This is a genomic window from Rossellomorea sp. QJM3NY_18, assembly GCF_056173145.1.
On the sequence record NZ_CM149659.1, the window covers coordinates 525526 to 541522 of the forward strand.

Below are 15997 nucleotides of genomic sequence, written 5' to 3' on the forward strand. Positions count from 1 at the left end.
TACTCGTTCATTGGATTTCTTATCTCTTATTATAGTAAGTTTAGAAAAAAATAGAAACCATTAAAGGTAAATTCAACCAAAAGGAGGGGATGGATATGCATGAAGAACAGGTCGATATCCGGACGCCCGAATATGTATCCCTGAAATTTCAGCCGGCGGGCCTTGGAAGCCGTGCCGCGGCCCTTATGATCGATCAAATCATCTTGACTATCATTAATATCTTGATTGTGGTGCTCCTGTTTTTCGCCCTCGCAGACGATAATCTGAAATTAAATATGTTCGATTTCAATTCAGTTTTCCTGGGGTTCTTCTTGATCACCATCTTCGTCATTAATTGGGGATATTTCTTCGCCCTGGAATACTTCTGGGGAGGGAAAACAGTTGGTAAACGGATGTTAGGCATCCGTGTGATACAGGAAAATGGCCACAGTGTGACACTATTATCTTGCTTCATCCGGAATCTGATGAGAATCATCGACATGCTCCCGGTCTCCTATTTTCTCGGGATAATCATGATCTTCCTTCACTCCAAGCACAAACGGCTGGGGGACATCGTGGCAGGAACCATCGTCGTGCATGAACGCCGTGTGAAAGGGAAGAAGAAAGAGAAGGCCATTGAAAAAGAAATCCGGGAACGTGGTCTTAGACAAGAAAATCTGTCAGTTGAAGAGTGGACGTTGAAGCAGCTCGGTACAAAAGAGTGGAACCTGGTCAGGACGTACGCGAACCGGTTCCTGCAATTGCCCCTTGCAAAGAGGAATCATTTAAGCAAAAAATTGGCCGATATCCTGTTTCCGAAACTTGGAATCGATATGGATGGGAAGACCTATGAAGAACTGGAAAATACGCTTCTCCTTCTGTATTTGGTAATGAGGGATGATTGGGAAATCGAATTGTAAACAGCAGAGTCTGAAGACTCTGCTGTTTTTATTAGGTCTTTGTACCTGAATGGGTTTCTTCCTTTAATGTAAACGTTTGTTTCCAAATAGACCAAATCTATTAGTAAATAAAGTAAAACTAGTAGGAATATAGTGATGGCGGTTTACACTGAATCTACAAAATTTACAAAATGGTTAGAAAAATCATGTCCATTCTCCCCTTACATTACAAAATGCGACAAAATATACTTGTACTGTAATCATTTTAATATCTTTGTATTCTGAAAGGGGAAAGGGCATGAGGACAAAAAAGGTATCACTATCGAGCATCAGTATCCTGTTTTTACTTACGGGAGGATTTATTCAGCCACAGGGTGGAAATAAGAGCGTGGAAGCTGCAACCCAGTCAGCCGTCATCAATGAAGTGGCATGGATGGGGACGACAGGTTCCTACAACAATGAATGGATGGAACTCCACAACACAACTTCAACGGATCTTGCCCTTGATGGTTGGACACTTGAAGCCGAGGACGGTTCACCGAGCATTGCCTTAAGCGGGACGGTTGCGGCACAGGATTATTTTTTGCTGGAAAGAACGAGCGACAGCACGATTTCAACCATTGCAGCCGATCAAGTATATACAGGAAGCCTTGGGAATTCCAATGAAACCCTGTACTTGAAAGATGCATCTGGTACCATCATCGATGAAGTGGATGGATGGTATGCCGGGGACAATACAACGAAAGCGACGATGTCGAGAATCGATCCATCTGTCGGTGGAACTGTATCAACGAATTGGAGTACGGCAACCACTTCATACGAAGGTGGATTCGGGACACCTAAAGCGGCTAATGCCGCAGCACCGTCGGGTAATGGGAGTGAATCCCTTACCAACGTGAGCGAAGAGCTTGGTGCCATCAATGTCTATTTCAATAAAAGCGCCTCTACTCAATACGCCATGCCGGGTAATGAAGCCAACTACAATGTCAATCTCGAGGATCGATTATTGAAGCGGCTGAATGCTGCAGGCACATCCATTGATTTCGCCACATACGAAATTAATCTGCCACGGGTAGTCGAGGCGTTAATGGAAAAAGCCGCTCAAGGGGTGGACGTACGAATTCTGGCAGATGCGAAGGACGGAAGTGATCCCCACTATGCAGAACGCTATGAAACGATGCGACTAAACTTGGAGAAGCTTGTCCGCGGGAAGGATGGAATAGTCGGGACAGGGGACGACGCCCATATTTTATCTGATTCTCCCATGTTTGTAGTAGAAGATGCAACGAAGCGTGCGGCATTTAATTTACCAGCAAGCTACAATGATTTCCCGCAGCGGAACGTGACAGTCGGAAACACGGCGACAACAGGCTATATGTTTGTTGAAGGAGAATTGAAAGACACGGACAGCTATTATTCTCCCGGCAATCAGATGCATAACAAATTTGCTGTGATTGATGGAAAATGGGTTTTCACGGGCAGCTGGAACTTTACCGTTACAGGACTTTATGGAACGGAAGAAAACATGGAGCAAGGAATCCTTGATGGGAATCAGCAGCATGTCGTAGAGGTCCATTCTCCTGAGCTTGCTTCGATTTATAAAACAGAATTTGAAGAGATGTGGGGAAGCGGGACGATGACACCCAATAATGCAGTTTCAAATTTCAGTACACGGAAAATCGATAATACGCCTCATACCTTGACGATCGGCGGCGATAAGGTTGAAATTTATTTCTCTTCCGGAGATGACGCTGTTGGACGCATGAGGGATCTCGTGAAAACGGAAGCGGACGAAAACGCGTACTTCACCATTTTCGCCTGGAGTGATCAGGCGCTGGTGGACGAATTGAAGAACAAATGGGAAGGAAGCTATGTGGATAATCAGGGAACGCTGACAGGTTTTGACGTAAAAGGCGTATTCGATCCAAGCTTCTGGAACCAATGGTGGTCGGCAAGCATCGAAATGACCGGAAGAACGGCCTCTCAGACGAGTACGAATAACCCAAATACACGCTGGGCGAATCCTGCACCGGTATACGCTGCCAATGAGAGCCGCAAGCTTCATGCCAAAACAATGCTCATCGACGCGGATACCACCAGTGATCCAACCGTCATTGTGGGATCGACCAACTGGAGTGAAAACGGCAATAATGTAAATGATGAAAATATGCTCATCATCCATGACGATAGCATCACGAATCAATTCCTGCAGGAGTTCAATGCAAGATACGCGAATGCCGGCGGAATGCTTCAATAAATATGAAAAAAGGATGGTTCTCATTTCGAGAACCATCCTTTTTACTAGGTCATTCCATCCCGGGGGCCTTCTGAATTTCAAAGATAAGGACAATTGCAGTGATTGCATGGGCAATCAATCGGATAATCGGGAAGAAGTTCAAGAAGGAAGCGAGGATTCCAAGGATGCTTCCGAGGATCGGCTGATCTTCCGACCGGGAAATGTACAATACGCTCGCATGCCACAGGGCTATTAGACAGAGGAGAAAAGGAATCGATTCTCCGGCAATATTACCAAAGATGGGAACAGCCAAAAATAATTCAATTGAAAAGGACAACCATTTTATACGTGAAAGCACGGACACACACCTCCTTATTTCAGTGTATGAACGTTAGGGGGACTTGTGCCTGTTTGATTGAATGAATTGTTTTAGATTCCGAATGATGGGAAGGGGGGGCGGATATTCTTATCTCATAAAAAACCACCGTCCAGATGAAGGACGGTGGACACTGTCATTATGCCAGGATTTTCTCCACAACTTTATGTTCATTCTCATTCAATAGGTTTTTCCCGATGGTTTCATGAACGTCTTTATTCATGCTTTCTTCCAATACAGCGGCTTCTTCCTTATCCCCGACGAGGATGATTCGTTCCCATTTTTCATCGGCTGCTTTTTTGTCGAGGATGCTGCCGAGACTTTTCCACCAACGCTGTTGATTGGCTTTCAAGCGGTTTTCGTATTCCTCCTGCTGGTTGGCTTTTCCGCCGCCGCTTCCCATGCTGACATCTGCATGATGCGGTCCTTCGTGCCTGCGCCAGTCATCGGTTTCCAAATCGAATTCCATGAACTCGCTGGACTGGATTTCTCCGAATACAGAAGTAAGAATTTTGATTTGATTTTGTTGAAGAAGCACGAGACCCGTATAGGGATGTTCTTCATGGAGAGCCTTCAATTGGTCAAGATGAGGATTCTCCTCCCAGTAGAAATTCGTTTCCACAGACACCTGAAGTTCGAACGTTTCCCAGATTCCACTGTCAGCTGAAGCGAAAATGATGAAACTCCGAGGCAATTCACGTTCCAGGCTATGCACGTAGTTCTCTACTTTCGGACGGATGGTTTGAAGCCTTTCTTTTTCCTCCGGTGCGCTTTCAAGATATTCTTCGAGTCGGTTGAACCCATTCTTGAGAGCGATCTTCCACTCTCCACCCTGCTGATCAGGATCGCTGCGGTCGGTATTTAAGTAGACTGTCAATAATTTGTCCGGCTTTTGTAAGTATAAATTCTCCAACACACTTATTGTTTTCCTTAAAGACATGGAACTCCTCCTTATGAATTTCTTACTTTTCATATAAACGGTTGAGGAAGTGTTTAAACATCATTTTGGTAAAAAAGGGAATTCGCTGGGAGTGGATGTTCAGGAAAAATAGAGTGATAGAGGAGGAAGGAAGATGGAAATCAAGAGACAGTGGGTTCAAGAAGACAGTGATTCCATACGGCAAAAGTTGATTGAGTACAATATGTCCCAGATTGATGAAGAAACGAAAATGCCACTTGAAAAGGTCAGTTTTGTCATGAGAAATGATGGGGGTGAAATCGTTGGTGGTGTGACCGGTCAGATGTTCTGGCATCATCTCCATGTGGATTTCCTTTGGGTGTCGGAGGATTATAGGAAAGGTGGATATGGGGCGAAATTACTTCATAAGGCAGAAGAGTATGCGAGGGAAAAAGGGTGCCGACTCGTTATGGTGGACACGTTCAGCTTCCAGGCACCGGCGTTTTATAAAATAATGGGATATAAGGAGTTTGGTGTCCTTAAGGATTTTCCGAAGGGACAGAGTCAGCATTTCATGAGAAACAATTGTAACAACCAGCCGAGGCTGGTTGTTTTTTTCATTCTCCAGCTACTAGGACATTTCTTCAGGAGATGATTTTGTCACATACGTTCCGGCCATAAAGTCATGGATTGCACGCTTATCATCACGGAAAATAACGAAGAATGCGCTTAGAAGGGCACCGAAACCAAAAGTGATCAGATAAAATATTCCGGCAACCACGTTTCGCATCAACATGTTTCCGATATGTACGTTTCCTCCATCTTTCTTCACGATTCGTATGCCCATTGTCTTTTTCCCTACATCATACCCCTTCCAAAAGACGGGTGTCAGTAGAAAGTAAAGAAACATAATGGACGAAACAAATGGATCCTCCGGGTTAAACTCGTCCGTCACAATAGCGAAAAGGACAAGTAATGGAAGATTAATAAAGAGCCCATTGGCGATTCCTGCCCCTACCCGGATCCAAAACCCTGCTGGTTGACTGATCATATCGCCGCCTCCTTTCAATAGTCTGTGATTATTGTAGCATATAGAGAATTAGGCGATGTTCTGCAAAGCCAATTTCTTCAAGAAATCAGATAAATCATGTTTTATGTTCTTTACATCGGGTAAATATGTACTAAATAACATTCGACGGGAGAGAATAACATGAGCTATATTAATCAGGGCAGAGAGCGCATTCAATTTGATCGGAAGGGGAAGACGAGGGACTTACATATTCTGGAGTGTACACGTTGTTCGAATGAATTTCGTTCCACGATGAATGTAAATCAGATAGAGTGCTCGAATTGCTCTACATCGACAAATCCTAAAATGGACCTGTCCCTCTTTAAAGTCATCGGTTTTATTGAAAATCTTCAAGGGAGTGAAGTAAGTTGCTAAACAAAGATAAAATGGCTGAGTTGAAAATGGATTTTAACGATATCCTTTGGATGAGTTCTGGTGTTGCTATCATTCTACTATTAATTGCGTTGGCGAATTTCTTTATCATTTCTTAAGTGTTTCATATACCGTTTATTAAAAAGTCCTGAAGCGGGGCTGTTGACAATCTAATAGGAATTTCTAAAATCGGTGTCGAATTAATATTCAACACCGATTTTTTATTGGGGGTATTCTTATGATGGGACGTAAGGAAGATACGCAAGGAAAATTAGAATTTATTGATATAGATGCGCTGGTTCCTGACAATTACATATTGAGAAAAATCCAAAAAAAGATTGATTTCTCGTTTATTTATACAAAGATGGAAAAGTACTATTCACCGATTGGCCGCAAATCCATTGATCCTGTCATTTTGTTTAAAATGCTGCTGATCGGCTATCTATTCAATATTGATTCTGAACGGCAGCTAGAATTAGAGGTGAGATTGAACGTTGGCTATCGCTGGTTCTTAGGGTTGGATCTGACGGACCCCGTTCCCGATCACTCTGTATTCAGTCAGAATCGTCGCAGACGATTTAACGATGGGGAGGTGTTCCAGGAAATCTTTGACCACGTGGTTCAGCTCTGTATTATGGAGGGACTTGTGACAGGAGAAGTAGTGGTGACCGATTCGACCCATATAAAAGCCAGTGCGTCAAAAGACAAAGTCCAAAAAGTTGAAGTGACCAAAACTCCTTCACAATACTTGAATACTCTTGAAGAAGAAACGAAAAAGATCGAAGAGGGATTAGAGAGAAAAAGAAAAGAAACCGGAAAGCAGAAGCGCGGACGCAAGCCAAACGGAAAGAAAACTCATACGGTATCCGTTGTGACAACGGATCAGGATGCCGGTGTATTAAACCGTCCAGGAAAACCTCATGGCCCTCACTATTTAGCTCATACCACCATTGATGCAGCCCATGGGATTATTGTCGATATTCATCCAACGGCTGGAAACGTTAACGATTGTGAACCATTTGTTGAACGGTTAAAAGTGACAAAAGAAAAGTTTAATTTGACGATTCAAAAGATCGGAGCTGATCGGGGATATGACACCACCCAGATCCACCATGGCCTTACTACCCTTGAGATAACTGGTTATATTAGCCCTACTGAATCCAACACAGCTTTCAAAACAACCTCGTATAAAGACTTTACCTATGATCGAGAACAGGATCACTATACATGTCCCAATCAAAAAGTCCTTGCTTTTACGCATTTGGCTAAAAGTAATAATGGGAATTATATGAAGACCTACGCGGCTAAGGCAAAAGACTGTAAAGAATGTCCATTTAGGATTAACTGCTTCGGCCAGACAGCCAGTAGGCGAACAATCGCCCGTCCAATTTCACATGAATTGTTAGAAGCAAATGCAGAGAGAACCAAAACAAGAGAGTATAAGAGGATTCAGAAACTAAGAAGGGTTTGGTGCGAGGGAACTTTTGGCACGCTGAAAACAAAACACAATTTATATAAGACATATAAAAGGGGCATAGGAAAAATCCTGGAACAATGCCTCTTTTCGGCGATGGCAATAAATCTTAAAAGAATGATTAAAGGATTGAATTAGCACCACAGAGAGGAGACAAAAAGTAAAAAGCGACACTTACAACGAAAAAAGAAGGAAAAAGGGAAAGGAGACTAAGCTCCTTTCCCTTTTGTCAACAGCCCCAAGCGCAGGGCTTTTTTTGTTGGGGGAAATGTATCTTATTAAAAAGCCTGACCGCTATCAGCGGTCAGGCTCTTGGTTCTGTTAACCCTTGTAGTTTTCATCATACTCGAGATAAACAACATGTGTTTCAAGGTACTCATTCAGTCCGTGTTTCCCGTCTGCACCACCGATTCCTGATTGGCCACGGCCGGCATGGAATCCATTGATGGCTTCGAAGTTTTCACGGTTGACGAAGGTTTCCCCGTATCGAAGCTCGTTTGCGGCTCTCATGATTTCATGCAGGTTTTCGCTGAAAATCGAAGACGAAAGACCATACTCCGTATCGTTGGCAAGTTCGATCACTTCATCAAAATCCTTGTACGTCATGATCGGCAATACCGGTCCGAAGATTTCTTCCTGAATGATGTCCATTTCCTGCTTCACATCCACAAGGATGGTAGGTTCATAATAGAAGCCTTTCTCCACATTTACCGGTTTCCCGCCCGTTAGGACTTTGGCTCCGTTTTCGACGGCGGTGTTGACCATTTTCGTCACGGTCTCGAGGCGGTCTTTATTCACAAGAGGACCGATCTCGTTATCGCGGTTTGTTGGATCCCCGACCGTTGTGTTTTTCATTGCTTCGGTCATTTTACTGATGAACTCTTCTGCCACATCCTCGTGAACATATACCCGTTCGGCATTCGTACACGCCTGACCGGAGTTTGTGATCCTGGATGTCTTGATCTTTTCAACGGCTAGATCAATATTGGCATGTTTCGTGACGATGGCCGGAGCCTTGCCGCCGAGTTCCAGGTTTACTTTTGTGATGGACTTTGAAGCTGCTTCCATCACTTTTGAACCTGCCGGGTAACTTCCCGTCATGGACACCATGCGCACTTTAGGGTGGCTGGACATTGGGTTCCCGATATCCGATCCTTTCCCTGTCACAAGATTGAAGACACCTTTGGGCAGCCCTACTTCATCTACAATCTTAGCAAACTCACACGCGGTATTCGGTGTATACTGACTGGGTTTCAGTACGATGGTACAGCCCGTCACGATAGCCGGTGCCACTTTTCTCGCCAGGATGAACATCGGGAAGTTCCAAGGAACGATTCCTGCGACGACACCGATCGGTTTCTTGTACACGAGGATGTTCTCGTTTGACCGTTCGCTCTCAAGGATTTCCCCTTCGTAACGGAGCGCCCATCCCGCCATGTAGCGGAAATACTCGATGGCGAAATCCAACTCGCCTTCAGAGGCCTCCAATGTCTTCCCGTTTTCTTCCGTCAGCATCTGCACAAATTGATCTTTCCGCTCTTCCAATTTGTCTGCCATTTTATATAAATAAGACGCCCGTTCCTTGGACGGAACCTTATTCCACGATAGGAAAGCCGTATGGGCTGATTCGATTGCCTGATTGACATCCTCTTCCGTGCCTAAAGGTATGGAAGAAATCGTCTCCTCATTCGCAGGATTAATGACATCCATCGTCTCATTTGACGAACTATCAACAAACTCACCATTAATAAATAACTGATACTTCTTCACCATTACTCCTCCTCCTGAACTGTTAATCACATATCTTCCTCTTTTCCCGTCCAATGGGGAGGAGTAAACATAAGGATGTGCAAAAGAAAGAGGGACGGACCTCTCTCACACCTGCCTGAATGTTGATACATCAGGGTTTTAGGTGAGGATATGGAGGTCCGTCCCTCAAGGATTATTTACTTGGGTCGGCGATTTTGACGAGTTGTTTGCCGATGTTTTTTCCTTGGAAGAGTCCGAGGAAGGCGTCGGTTACGTTGTCGAGGCCTTCTGTGATGGTTTCTTCGTATTGCAGTTTTCCTTGTGAGAGCCACTGGCCAAGCTCTGTTGCGCCTTCTTTGAAGCGGTCGTTGTAGTCGTTGACGACAAAGCCTTTCATGAGTGCGCTTGATTTGATCAGTTTCGTCTGAACACGCGGTCCTAGGTCCCTGTCTGTCTTATTATAAGAAGAAATCGCGCCGCATACTGGTACACGTGCATGTTTATTTAGTAAACTAAGGGCAGCGTCACCGATTTCACCACCGACATTTTCAAAGTACACGTCGATGCCGTTTGGACATGCTTCTTTTAACGCTTTATAAATATTATCCGTCGTTTTATAATTGATTCCTTCGTCAAATCCCAGGGTATCGGTCAGATAGCTGACTTTTTCTTCTGATCCTGCAATCCCCACAACACGGGCACCTTTGATCTTGGCGATTTGTCCCACAACCGATCCCACTGCACCTGCAGCTCCTGATACGACCACGGTTTCGCCTTCTTTCGGCTGGCCGATATCCATAAGTCCGAAATATGCCGTCAACCCAGTCATCCCAAGGATGCTTAAATGTGTAGAAATCGGGGCGACATCCGGATCGATGGAGCGGACCTCTTTCTCATGGGCAAGTGAATACTCCTGCCACGGCAGCATACCGACGACGAAATCCCCTTTTTTGAAATGATCAGACTCTGACTCCACGATTTCTCCAACGGCTCCGCCGGAGAGCGCTTCGTTTAATTGGAAAGGAGCAACGTAGGACTTGGCATCAGACATTCTGCCCCGCATATAAGGATCAACGGAAAGGTACAACGTCTTCACCAAAACTTCTCCTTTGGATGGAGTTGGTACGTCAATTTCCTTGTAAAGGAAGTCCTCTTTGACAGGCATTCCTTCAGGGCGGGATACTAATTGAATTTGTTTCTGTGTTTCAGGCAACATAACGATTCCTCCTTGAATATTAATTTTCATTTTTTTCGATTACTTGAAACTTATCACAATAAGTTCAGATTCTACAAAGAATAACACTTGAGAAAGGTGTGGTAAATGTGGCACATCTATGGGATGCAGAGGTAGCGATCACCCCTTGTCAGGCTAAAAAGATGATCGAGTCCCAGTTTCAGGACTTGATCCCTGCTGAGATCGAAATTATGGATTATGGTTTTGACAATACGGTCATGAAAGTAAATGGCGTTTGGGTATTCCGCTTTCCCAGGCGTGAGATCGCTGTAAGGCTTTTGGAAACGGAAGGAAAGCTCTTGCCATTCTTTGAAGAAAGCCGAGCGGGTCTTCAGATTCCAGTCCCGGTTTTTTACGGAAAGCCTTCATCTCAGTACAAATGGCCGTTTCTCGGGTATCGTTTTGTGGAGGGAACGATTCCATCCAATGCAGCCTCTGTCGAGAGAGAGGGTGAGTCTGCCATTGCCATGGCACGGTTTCTTAAAAAGCTTCACGGAACGAGTGTGGCGGAAGCAGAAAAGCGGGGAGTCCCTTATGACGAGCTGAATCGGTTGGATGTTGAAAAGCGGCAGTCCGTTTTGAAGGAGAACTTAAATGAAATCAAGAAGCTGAACCTTTTACAACAAACAGGAGAATTAGAAGAGTATCTTCAACACTTACCAAAGAAGTCTTTGCCACAAGAAACAACTCTCGTACATGGGGATCTTCACTTTAAAAACATCGTGATAAACAAAGAGGGCATCCTATCAGGGGTCCTTGATTGGGGAGATGTGCATCTTGGTCATCGTGCCATTGATTTAAACCTTGTATACAGTTTTCTCACTCCAGAAGGTCGTGAATTTTTTTTTAGGGAATACGGAGAGGTAGAAGAGGTCGAGTTGGAATACGCGCGGTTCAAAGCCATCTATACGAACGTGGTTTTACTTCTTTACGGCTACCATGAAAAACAGCCCCATACAATAGTGGAAGCTCAGAAAAGCCTGAAGCTTGCCCTGACATAAAAAAAGCCTGATTGACTCTTTGTCAACCAGGCTTTCTACTTCTTTCACTTCACATTCTTTTGAATATATTTGACAATTTTACGCAGTTCATTGGCATGGGGACGTCCGAATGGACTCGTTTGTCTTTGCTGGTACATGGCTTGTCCTTTTTCATTCACAAGGAAGTAGGCCGGTTCACCATGCTGTCCGTGATCGTCATAGGGAGCATCTTCTCCATGATAAAAGACATCATAGGCTTTGATCGCCTCTAATTTTTCATCGGCTAATATAGGGAAAGTGAGATCTTCTTTGTTCGCGAATTCCTGTAAATCTGCCATCTTATCACTTGAAATTGCCAGTAAATGAACATTTTCTTTTTCAAGGTATTCTTTATTTGCTTGCAGCTCTCTTAATTCTTCCTGACATACAGGGCACCATGACCCTCTGAAGAAGACGATGAGATGCCAGCTTTGATGTTCTTTCTGATGATCCTCAAACGAGAAGGTTTCACCTGAAACTGCCGGGAGAGTGAAATTTGGTACCGTATCTTTTAATTGAAAAGTTGCCATTATTCATTCCTCCTATTGTTTTTCTTTTTAGTCAAATAGGCGTTAGGACAAACCTGACCTCTTGCGATTACATACAATATAGTAATGTAATTTTCTTTCATAAGGTGTATTTCCCTTTTGCTGAGAAATGAAACGTACTAATGTGTGGAACATGACGGGAAAGGAAGAATACGATGAGAAATAACGACAGACCGAAACTATGTATTTTCCCTGAATACAAGTGGTGCGGTCCGGGATGCAGTGGACCGGGGGCACCCGTCAATTCGGTTGATGCCGCCTGCAAAGCCCATGACCTTTGCTATGACCAGTATGGCCCGACATGTGAGTGTGACAGGATGTTCATGAGGAAACTGGAGAGCGAAATCGACCCGCATACCCGAAAAGGTCGGCATGCTTTTCTCTTCTATCAATACATGCAACTGCAGACGAAGGTTAAGTGTCAGGGGAATCGATGTGGAAGAGGCCGATGCAGGGGGTCTTGGATATAATATAAAAGAAGGTCCGTTTCATTGGACCTTCTTTCATTGATTCAATTATTTTAGATTCAGGGTATAGTGATAAACCGTTTCCTCCTTTATATAACCATTCTTCTCATACAATGCCTGTGCCTGAACATTGTCCCGGTCAGTTTCCAAAATAACTGCCTTTGCATTGGTTTGCACCGCATGGTCCTTCGCGGCTTCCAGTAACATCTGTCCGGCACCCAGTCTACGAGCTTTTCTTGAGACATAAAGGTCATTCAGCTTCCAGATACGTTCCATATAAACGGAAGAGAAAGAAGGATACAGCTGGGTGAACCCTGCATATTCATCATCGTGAATGGCGACAAAAATCACAGATTCATCATATGATAGGCGATCTTCAAGATACTGTCTCGCTCCATGCGTATCCGATTTCTGGTGATAAAACATGCGATAATCATTAAAAAGTTCAACAAGGCCTTCCAAGTCTGAAAGGCGAGCACGAAATACCTTCATCCAATACCCCCTTCCATACACTATTTTATGATAGACGGGGAATAACATGACGTGAAAAAGGGTAAAGTCTGAAACAAAATAGACTAAACGGGAGGCTTAAGTGGGGAATCAGGTTATTTAGACAGGGGAAATAAAAGAGAATTGCGTCGATTTAACATTTATTGCGTCATTTTTCTGGTTGATTGCGTCATTTTAAAATTTATTGCGTCATTCTCCACGGAATTGCGTCATTTACAAGTGTATATGCGCAAAAATACATATAATGGAAAATTTAACTTCAACGTCTTTACATTGTATACCGAGGGACGGACCTCCACTTTTTATCCGTAAATATTGATATGACAAGGTTTACCTCACAAATAGGTGTGATTTTGAGGTCCGTCCCTCTAAAGGATACAAAAAAACCATGAAGGAGAATTCGCCTTCATGGTTTTTTAAACAGTTATGCTTGTCGCCTCTATTCAAGCCGCCTCCGCTTTTCTTAGTACCCTTCGACTACCAAATCAAGTTTTCCGGTTTCGGGGCTGATGACTAGGCCGTGAACGGGAATCTTTTTGTCCATCAATGGATGGTTCTTGATCATGTCGACACTGTGGGCGACGCTTTCCTGTACGGAGCTGAAGCCTTTCAACCAGTCGTGAAGGTCGATTCCGGAGTAGTTGACGGTGTCGAGTGTTTCTTCCGGAATCCCGCGTTCCTTCATTTTATCGAGGATGCCGTTGCTGTTGATGGCACTCATGCCGCAGTCGTGGTGGCCGATGACAAGTACTTCATCTGCCTGGAGTTCATAGACCGCGACGAGGAGGCTGCGCATGATGCTGCCGAACGGGTGGCTTACGATGGCGCCTGCGTTTTTGACGACTTTTACATCTCCGTTTTTCATGTTCATGGATTTAGGGAGCAGCTCTACTAAACGAGTGTCCATACAGGTAAGAATCACTAAGCGTTTGTCCGGGAACTTGGTGGTCCGGTACTCTTCATACGATTGTTCTTCTACAAATTGTTGGTTGTAATCAAGTATGTTCGTTAATAAAGTCATATTGTCTCTCCTATAAAATAAAATTATTTCACATTTTGTTGAATGTGATGTTCTATCTCTTTTATTTTATCCATAACTTCTTGCCGATTCCAATCAGATGTATTGGAAAGTTTTAAAAATAGAGAAGAAATTTTCGCCAGTGCTTCTGTGAGGTTCGGTTCTTTCCTCGAATAAGCGGGATTACCCATCAAATCGAACAAGCCGTTCATTTGCTCGGATACTTTTTTGTATTGATGATCCTTGGCAATAAGGGCAACATGGAAATACTGCTGAACATCTGAAAACTGAAAGAAGATGTCGAATAGCTCAAATGAATCCTTTTTCTTTAGATTCAGTTCCATTTCGCCTTTTGGATGTTTATGAATGATCCGGGCAAACTTTGGTGAACTTTCTTCTTCCACGATGGACATGAAGTTTTCGCCGGGCATCAAGAAGTCATAGCCGGAATTTGAAGCATCTATTAAGTTAAACTGCCTATCCAGTAATAGATATGGAATAGGGCATAGGTGTAAATTTTCCACATGATCACTCCTTAGAGAAGGTTCCGGACGTCACTCTGCGTCTCGTACAAAGACGAATGATACGAAATCCAGAACCTTATATTGTCGGCTGTATGTGATTAAGGAGTTAGCCCTTCAGGGAAACAAGCCCGTTGGACATATCGTTAAGATACTCATTGAGTTCCAACAAGTCATAAAAGCTTGTCACCTTTGATTTTTCCAAGAAATCAAGAGAGTAGTGGGAGACGAGTCTGCCACCGACGAGAATGTCAATCTCCTGATGATGCGCTCTGATTTCTTCGATGCACTCTTTTAATCGGGTCAGTTCCGTCGTCATACCAATGGATATACCAATGGCATGGGGTTTCCAGGCGCTAATGAAGGTTAACGCATCTCTGACAGGGACGTTGGCTCCCAAGTAACGGGTATTCCATTGCTTTTCTTTGAATACTTCGTTTGCAAGCTCCAGTCCCAAACTGTGATGTTCACCCTCAATACAAAATAAAAGAGCTTTAGGTTGGTTTTCTAAAGCTTCTTGATGGGTAAAAACAGTAGCAAGTAAATATTTAAGGGTTGCAGTAGCTAAATGTTCATCTGCAACGGTAATTTGATTTTTCTCCCAAAGCTCACCAATTCTATACATAGATGGTTTAATGATTTTCTCGTAAAACGTAAAATTATCTATCTTTGAATCGATGGAAGACGAATGCAGTTCCAGTAATGAATGCACGTCTCCTGCGAGAATAGACTTGGTGAAAGCCTTGACCAGCTGATTCATTCATCATCACTCCCAGCAAAAATACCAATTACTATATTCCATAGATAGAATCGAAATTCCTGCTGCAAATTTCAACCTATAATTGGATTGACTTTCCCAAAATTCTTATTTAATATAACCTCTGTAACACTAATTATCGCTCAAGTACCTGAGAGAGGTTCATAGCATTAACCCTCTATAAAAAACTATGGTTTTATGAATCTAACAAGGGGTTTTCTTAAACATGTTATCCTTTAAGCATAACAGGATATAACATTTTTTTCAATTTACCTGCCTGTTATGTCGATTCTTAGGCTAATGCTATGTCCTCCTTCATTCGAGGCACTCTGAAGGGGAGGATTTTTACATGTCAGGAAGAAAAGACGAAGATTTAACAGATTTATCATTATTAGGGAATCAAGGGACAAATTACTTGTTCGAGTATGCTCCACACATCTTGGAAGCATTCGATAATAAGCATCCGAACCGGGATTATTTCGTGAAATTCAATTGTCCTGAATTCACCAGTCTCTGCCCGAAAACAGGTCAGCCGGATTTTGCTGCCATCTATATCAGCTACATCCCTGGTGAAAAGATGGTGGAAAGTAAATCTCTCAAGCTCTATCTGTTCAGCTTCCGTAATCACGGTGATTTCCATGAAGACTGCATGAACATCATCATGAACGATCTCATCGAACTGATGGATCCCCGTTATATCGAAGTATGGGGGAAATTCACCCCGCGTGGAGGAATCAGCATCGATCCATACTGTAACTACGGAAAGCCAGGGACGAAATATGAGACGATGGCAGACCATCGCTTAATGAACCATGATTTGTATCCGGAGAAAATCGATAATCGATAAAGTGTAAGAGCGATTCCTGAAAAG

At 43.5% G+C, this 15997-nt stretch carries 18 protein-coding genes; 8 read left to right on the forward strand and 10 right to left on the reverse strand.

The features are described from left to right. The first annotated feature begins 95 nt into the window (after positions 1–95). Together AC0VXY_RS02690 and AC0VXY_RS02695 are read left to right on the forward strand one after the other, a co-directional pair. Positions 96–899 carry an RDD family protein gene (locus AC0VXY_RS02690; RefSeq protein WP_475526799.1) on the forward strand — a complete coding sequence of 268 codons (804 nt, stop codon included), beginning with the start codon at positions 96–98 and terminating at the stop codon, positions 897–899. Positions 900–1176: 277 nt separating this feature from the next. Continuing rightward, the gene (locus AC0VXY_RS02695) at positions 1177–3135 is read left to right on the forward strand and encodes a phospholipase D-like domain-containing protein (protein WP_475526800.1); all 1959 of its coding nucleotides are present in this window, start codon (positions 1177–1179) and stop codon (positions 3133–3135) included. Positions 3136–3184: 49 nt separating this feature from the next. Here the strand turns inward: AC0VXY_RS02695 and AC0VXY_RS02700 are convergent, their stop codons facing one another. Both AC0VXY_RS02700 and AC0VXY_RS02705 read right to left on the reverse strand, forming a co-directional pair. Further along, positions 3185–3472, reverse strand: a complete 288-nt coding sequence (locus tag AC0VXY_RS02700) for a hypothetical protein (protein ID WP_060671453.1) — start codon at positions 3470–3472, stop codon at positions 3185–3187. A gap of 157 nt (positions 3473–3629) precedes the next feature. Then, on the reverse strand, positions 3630–4430 hold the full coding sequence (locus AC0VXY_RS02705) for a VLRF1 family aeRF1-type release factor (protein ID WP_475526801.1): 801 nt from the start codon (positions 4428–4430) through the stop codon (positions 3630–3632). Positions 4431–4563: 133 nt separating this feature from the next. Here AC0VXY_RS02705 and AC0VXY_RS02710 point away from each other — a divergent pair, with 133 nt between their 5' ends. After that, on the forward strand, positions 4564–5043 hold the full coding sequence (locus AC0VXY_RS02710) for a GNAT family N-acetyltransferase (protein WP_475526802.1): 480 nt from the start codon (positions 4564–4566) through the stop codon (positions 5041–5043). Here AC0VXY_RS02710 and AC0VXY_RS02715 read toward each other — a convergent pair. After that, positions 5020–5439, reverse strand: coding sequence for an RDD family protein (locus AC0VXY_RS02715; protein WP_475526803.1), 420 nt, complete (start codon positions 5437–5439; stop codon positions 5020–5022). The genes AC0VXY_RS02710 and AC0VXY_RS02715 overlap by 24 nt on opposite strands. A 159-nt stretch (positions 5440–5598) precedes the next feature. On the opposite strand from AC0VXY_RS02715, the gene AC0VXY_RS02720 reads away from it, so the two are divergent. Then, positions 5599–5832 carry a hypothetical protein gene (locus AC0VXY_RS02720; RefSeq protein WP_475526804.1) on the forward strand — a complete coding sequence of 78 codons (234 nt, stop codon included), beginning with the start codon at positions 5599–5601 and terminating at the stop codon, positions 5830–5832. Between the two features lie 235 nt (positions 5833–6067). Further along, a complete protein-coding gene (locus AC0VXY_RS02725; protein WP_475526805.1) occupies positions 6068–7441 on the forward strand; it encodes an IS1182 family transposase in 1374 nt (457 codons plus the stop codon). Positions 7442–7624: 183 nt separating this feature from the next. On the opposite strand, the gene aldA is transcribed toward AC0VXY_RS02725, so the two are convergent. Beyond that, positions 7625–9076 carry an aldehyde dehydrogenase gene (aldA, locus tag AC0VXY_RS02730; RefSeq protein ID WP_475526806.1) on the reverse strand — a complete coding sequence of 484 codons (1452 nt, stop codon included), beginning with the start codon at positions 9074–9076 and terminating at the stop codon, positions 7625–7627. Between the two features lie 169 nt (positions 9077–9245). Further along, positions 9246–10265, reverse strand: a complete 1020-nt coding sequence (locus tag AC0VXY_RS02735; protein WP_475527799.1) for an NADP-dependent oxidoreductase — start codon at positions 10263–10265, stop codon at positions 9246–9248. Between the two features lie 110 nt (positions 10266–10375). On the opposite strand from AC0VXY_RS02735, the gene AC0VXY_RS02740 reads away from it, so the two are divergent. Next, positions 10376–11287, forward strand: coding sequence for a phosphotransferase (locus AC0VXY_RS02740; protein ID WP_475526807.1), 912 nt, complete (start codon positions 10376–10378; stop codon positions 11285–11287). 44 nt (positions 11288–11331) lie between these two features. Here the strand turns inward: AC0VXY_RS02740 and AC0VXY_RS02745 are convergent, their stop codons facing one another. Next, on the reverse strand, positions 11332–11835 hold the full coding sequence (locus tag AC0VXY_RS02745; RefSeq protein WP_435993566.1) for a peroxiredoxin family protein: 504 nt from the start codon (positions 11833–11835) through the stop codon (positions 11332–11334). A 173-nt stretch (positions 11836–12008) separates the two neighbouring features. Between AC0VXY_RS02745 and AC0VXY_RS02750 the strand changes: the two genes are divergently transcribed. Then, entirely contained in the window at positions 12009–12323 is a 315-nt protein-coding gene (locus tag AC0VXY_RS02750; protein WP_475526808.1) for a phospholipase, read from the forward strand. A 45-nt stretch (positions 12324–12368) separates the two neighbouring features. On the opposite strand, the gene AC0VXY_RS02755 is transcribed toward AC0VXY_RS02750, so the two are convergent. From AC0VXY_RS02755 to AC0VXY_RS02770, 4 genes are all read right to left on the reverse strand, one after another. Beyond that, positions 12369–12812, reverse strand: a complete 444-nt coding sequence (locus AC0VXY_RS02755; RefSeq protein ID WP_475526809.1) for a GNAT family N-acetyltransferase — start codon at positions 12810–12812, stop codon at positions 12369–12371. A 481-nt stretch (positions 12813–13293) separates the two neighbouring features. Then, on the reverse strand, positions 13294–13851 hold the full coding sequence (locus AC0VXY_RS02760) for a beta-class carbonic anhydrase (RefSeq protein WP_475526810.1): 558 nt from the start codon (positions 13849–13851) through the stop codon (positions 13294–13296). Between the two features lie 23 nt (positions 13852–13874). After that, a complete protein-coding gene (locus tag AC0VXY_RS02765) occupies positions 13875–14372 on the reverse strand; it encodes a hypothetical protein (RefSeq protein WP_435993558.1) in 498 nt (165 codons plus the stop codon). A gap of 106 nt (positions 14373–14478) precedes the next feature. Further along, the gene (locus AC0VXY_RS02770) at positions 14479–15129 is read right to left on the reverse strand and encodes a cobalamin B12-binding domain-containing protein (RefSeq protein WP_475526811.1); all 651 of its coding nucleotides are present in this window, start codon (positions 15127–15129) and stop codon (positions 14479–14481) included. Between the two features lie 346 nt (positions 15130–15475). Between AC0VXY_RS02770 and queF the strand changes: the two genes are divergently transcribed. Next, complete coding sequence (gene queF, locus AC0VXY_RS02775; protein ID WP_113968655.1) at positions 15476–15973, forward strand: preQ(1) synthase; 498 nt, start codon at positions 15476–15478, stop codon at positions 15971–15973. The last annotated feature ends 24 nt before the right edge of the window (positions 15974–15997 follow it).

Coding starts and splice junctions, on each gene's coding strand:
- AC0VXY_RS02770 (WP_475526811.1), bottom strand. CDS start 15,129: ATGAATCAGCTGGTCAAGGCTTTCACCAAGTCTATTCTCGCAGGAGAC.
- AC0VXY_RS02695 (WP_475526800.1), top strand. CDS start 1,177: ATGAGGACAAAAAAGGTATCACTATCGAGCATCAGTATCCTGTTTTTA.
- aldA (WP_475526806.1), bottom strand. CDS start 9,076: ATGGTGAAGAAGTATCAGTTATTTATTAATGGTGAGTTTGTTGATAGT.
- AC0VXY_RS02710 (WP_475526802.1), top strand. CDS start 4,564: ATGGAAATCAAGAGACAGTGGGTTCAAGAAGACAGTGATTCCATACGG.
- AC0VXY_RS02750 (WP_475526808.1), top strand. CDS start 12,009: ATGAGAAATAACGACAGACCGAAACTATGTATTTTCCCTGAATACAAG.
- AC0VXY_RS02720 (WP_475526804.1), top strand. CDS start 5,599: ATGAGCTATATTAATCAGGGCAGAGAGCGCATTCAATTTGATCGGAAG.
- AC0VXY_RS02755 (WP_475526809.1), bottom strand. CDS start 12,812: ATGAAGGTATTTCGTGCTCGCCTTTCAGACTTGGAAGGCCTTGTTGAA.
- AC0VXY_RS02705 (WP_475526801.1), bottom strand. CDS start 4,430: ATGTCTTTAAGGAAAACAATAAGTGTGTTGGAGAATTTATACTTACAA.
- queF (WP_113968655.1), top strand. CDS start 15,476: ATGTCAGGAAGAAAAGACGAAGATTTAACAGATTTATCATTATTAGGG.
- AC0VXY_RS02725 (WP_475526805.1), top strand. CDS start 6,068: ATGATGGGACGTAAGGAAGATACGCAAGGAAAATTAGAATTTATTGAT.
- AC0VXY_RS02690 (WP_475526799.1), top strand. CDS start 96: ATGCATGAAGAACAGGTCGATATCCGGACGCCCGAATATGTATCCCTG.
- AC0VXY_RS02760 (WP_475526810.1), bottom strand. CDS start 13,851: ATGACTTTATTAACGAACATACTTGATTACAACCAACAATTTGTAGAA.
- AC0VXY_RS02745 (WP_435993566.1), bottom strand. CDS start 11,835: ATGGCAACTTTTCAATTAAAAGATACGGTACCAAATTTCACTCTCCCG.
- AC0VXY_RS02715 (WP_475526803.1), bottom strand. CDS start 5,439: ATGATCAGTCAACCAGCAGGGTTTTGGATCCGGGTAGGGGCAGGAATC.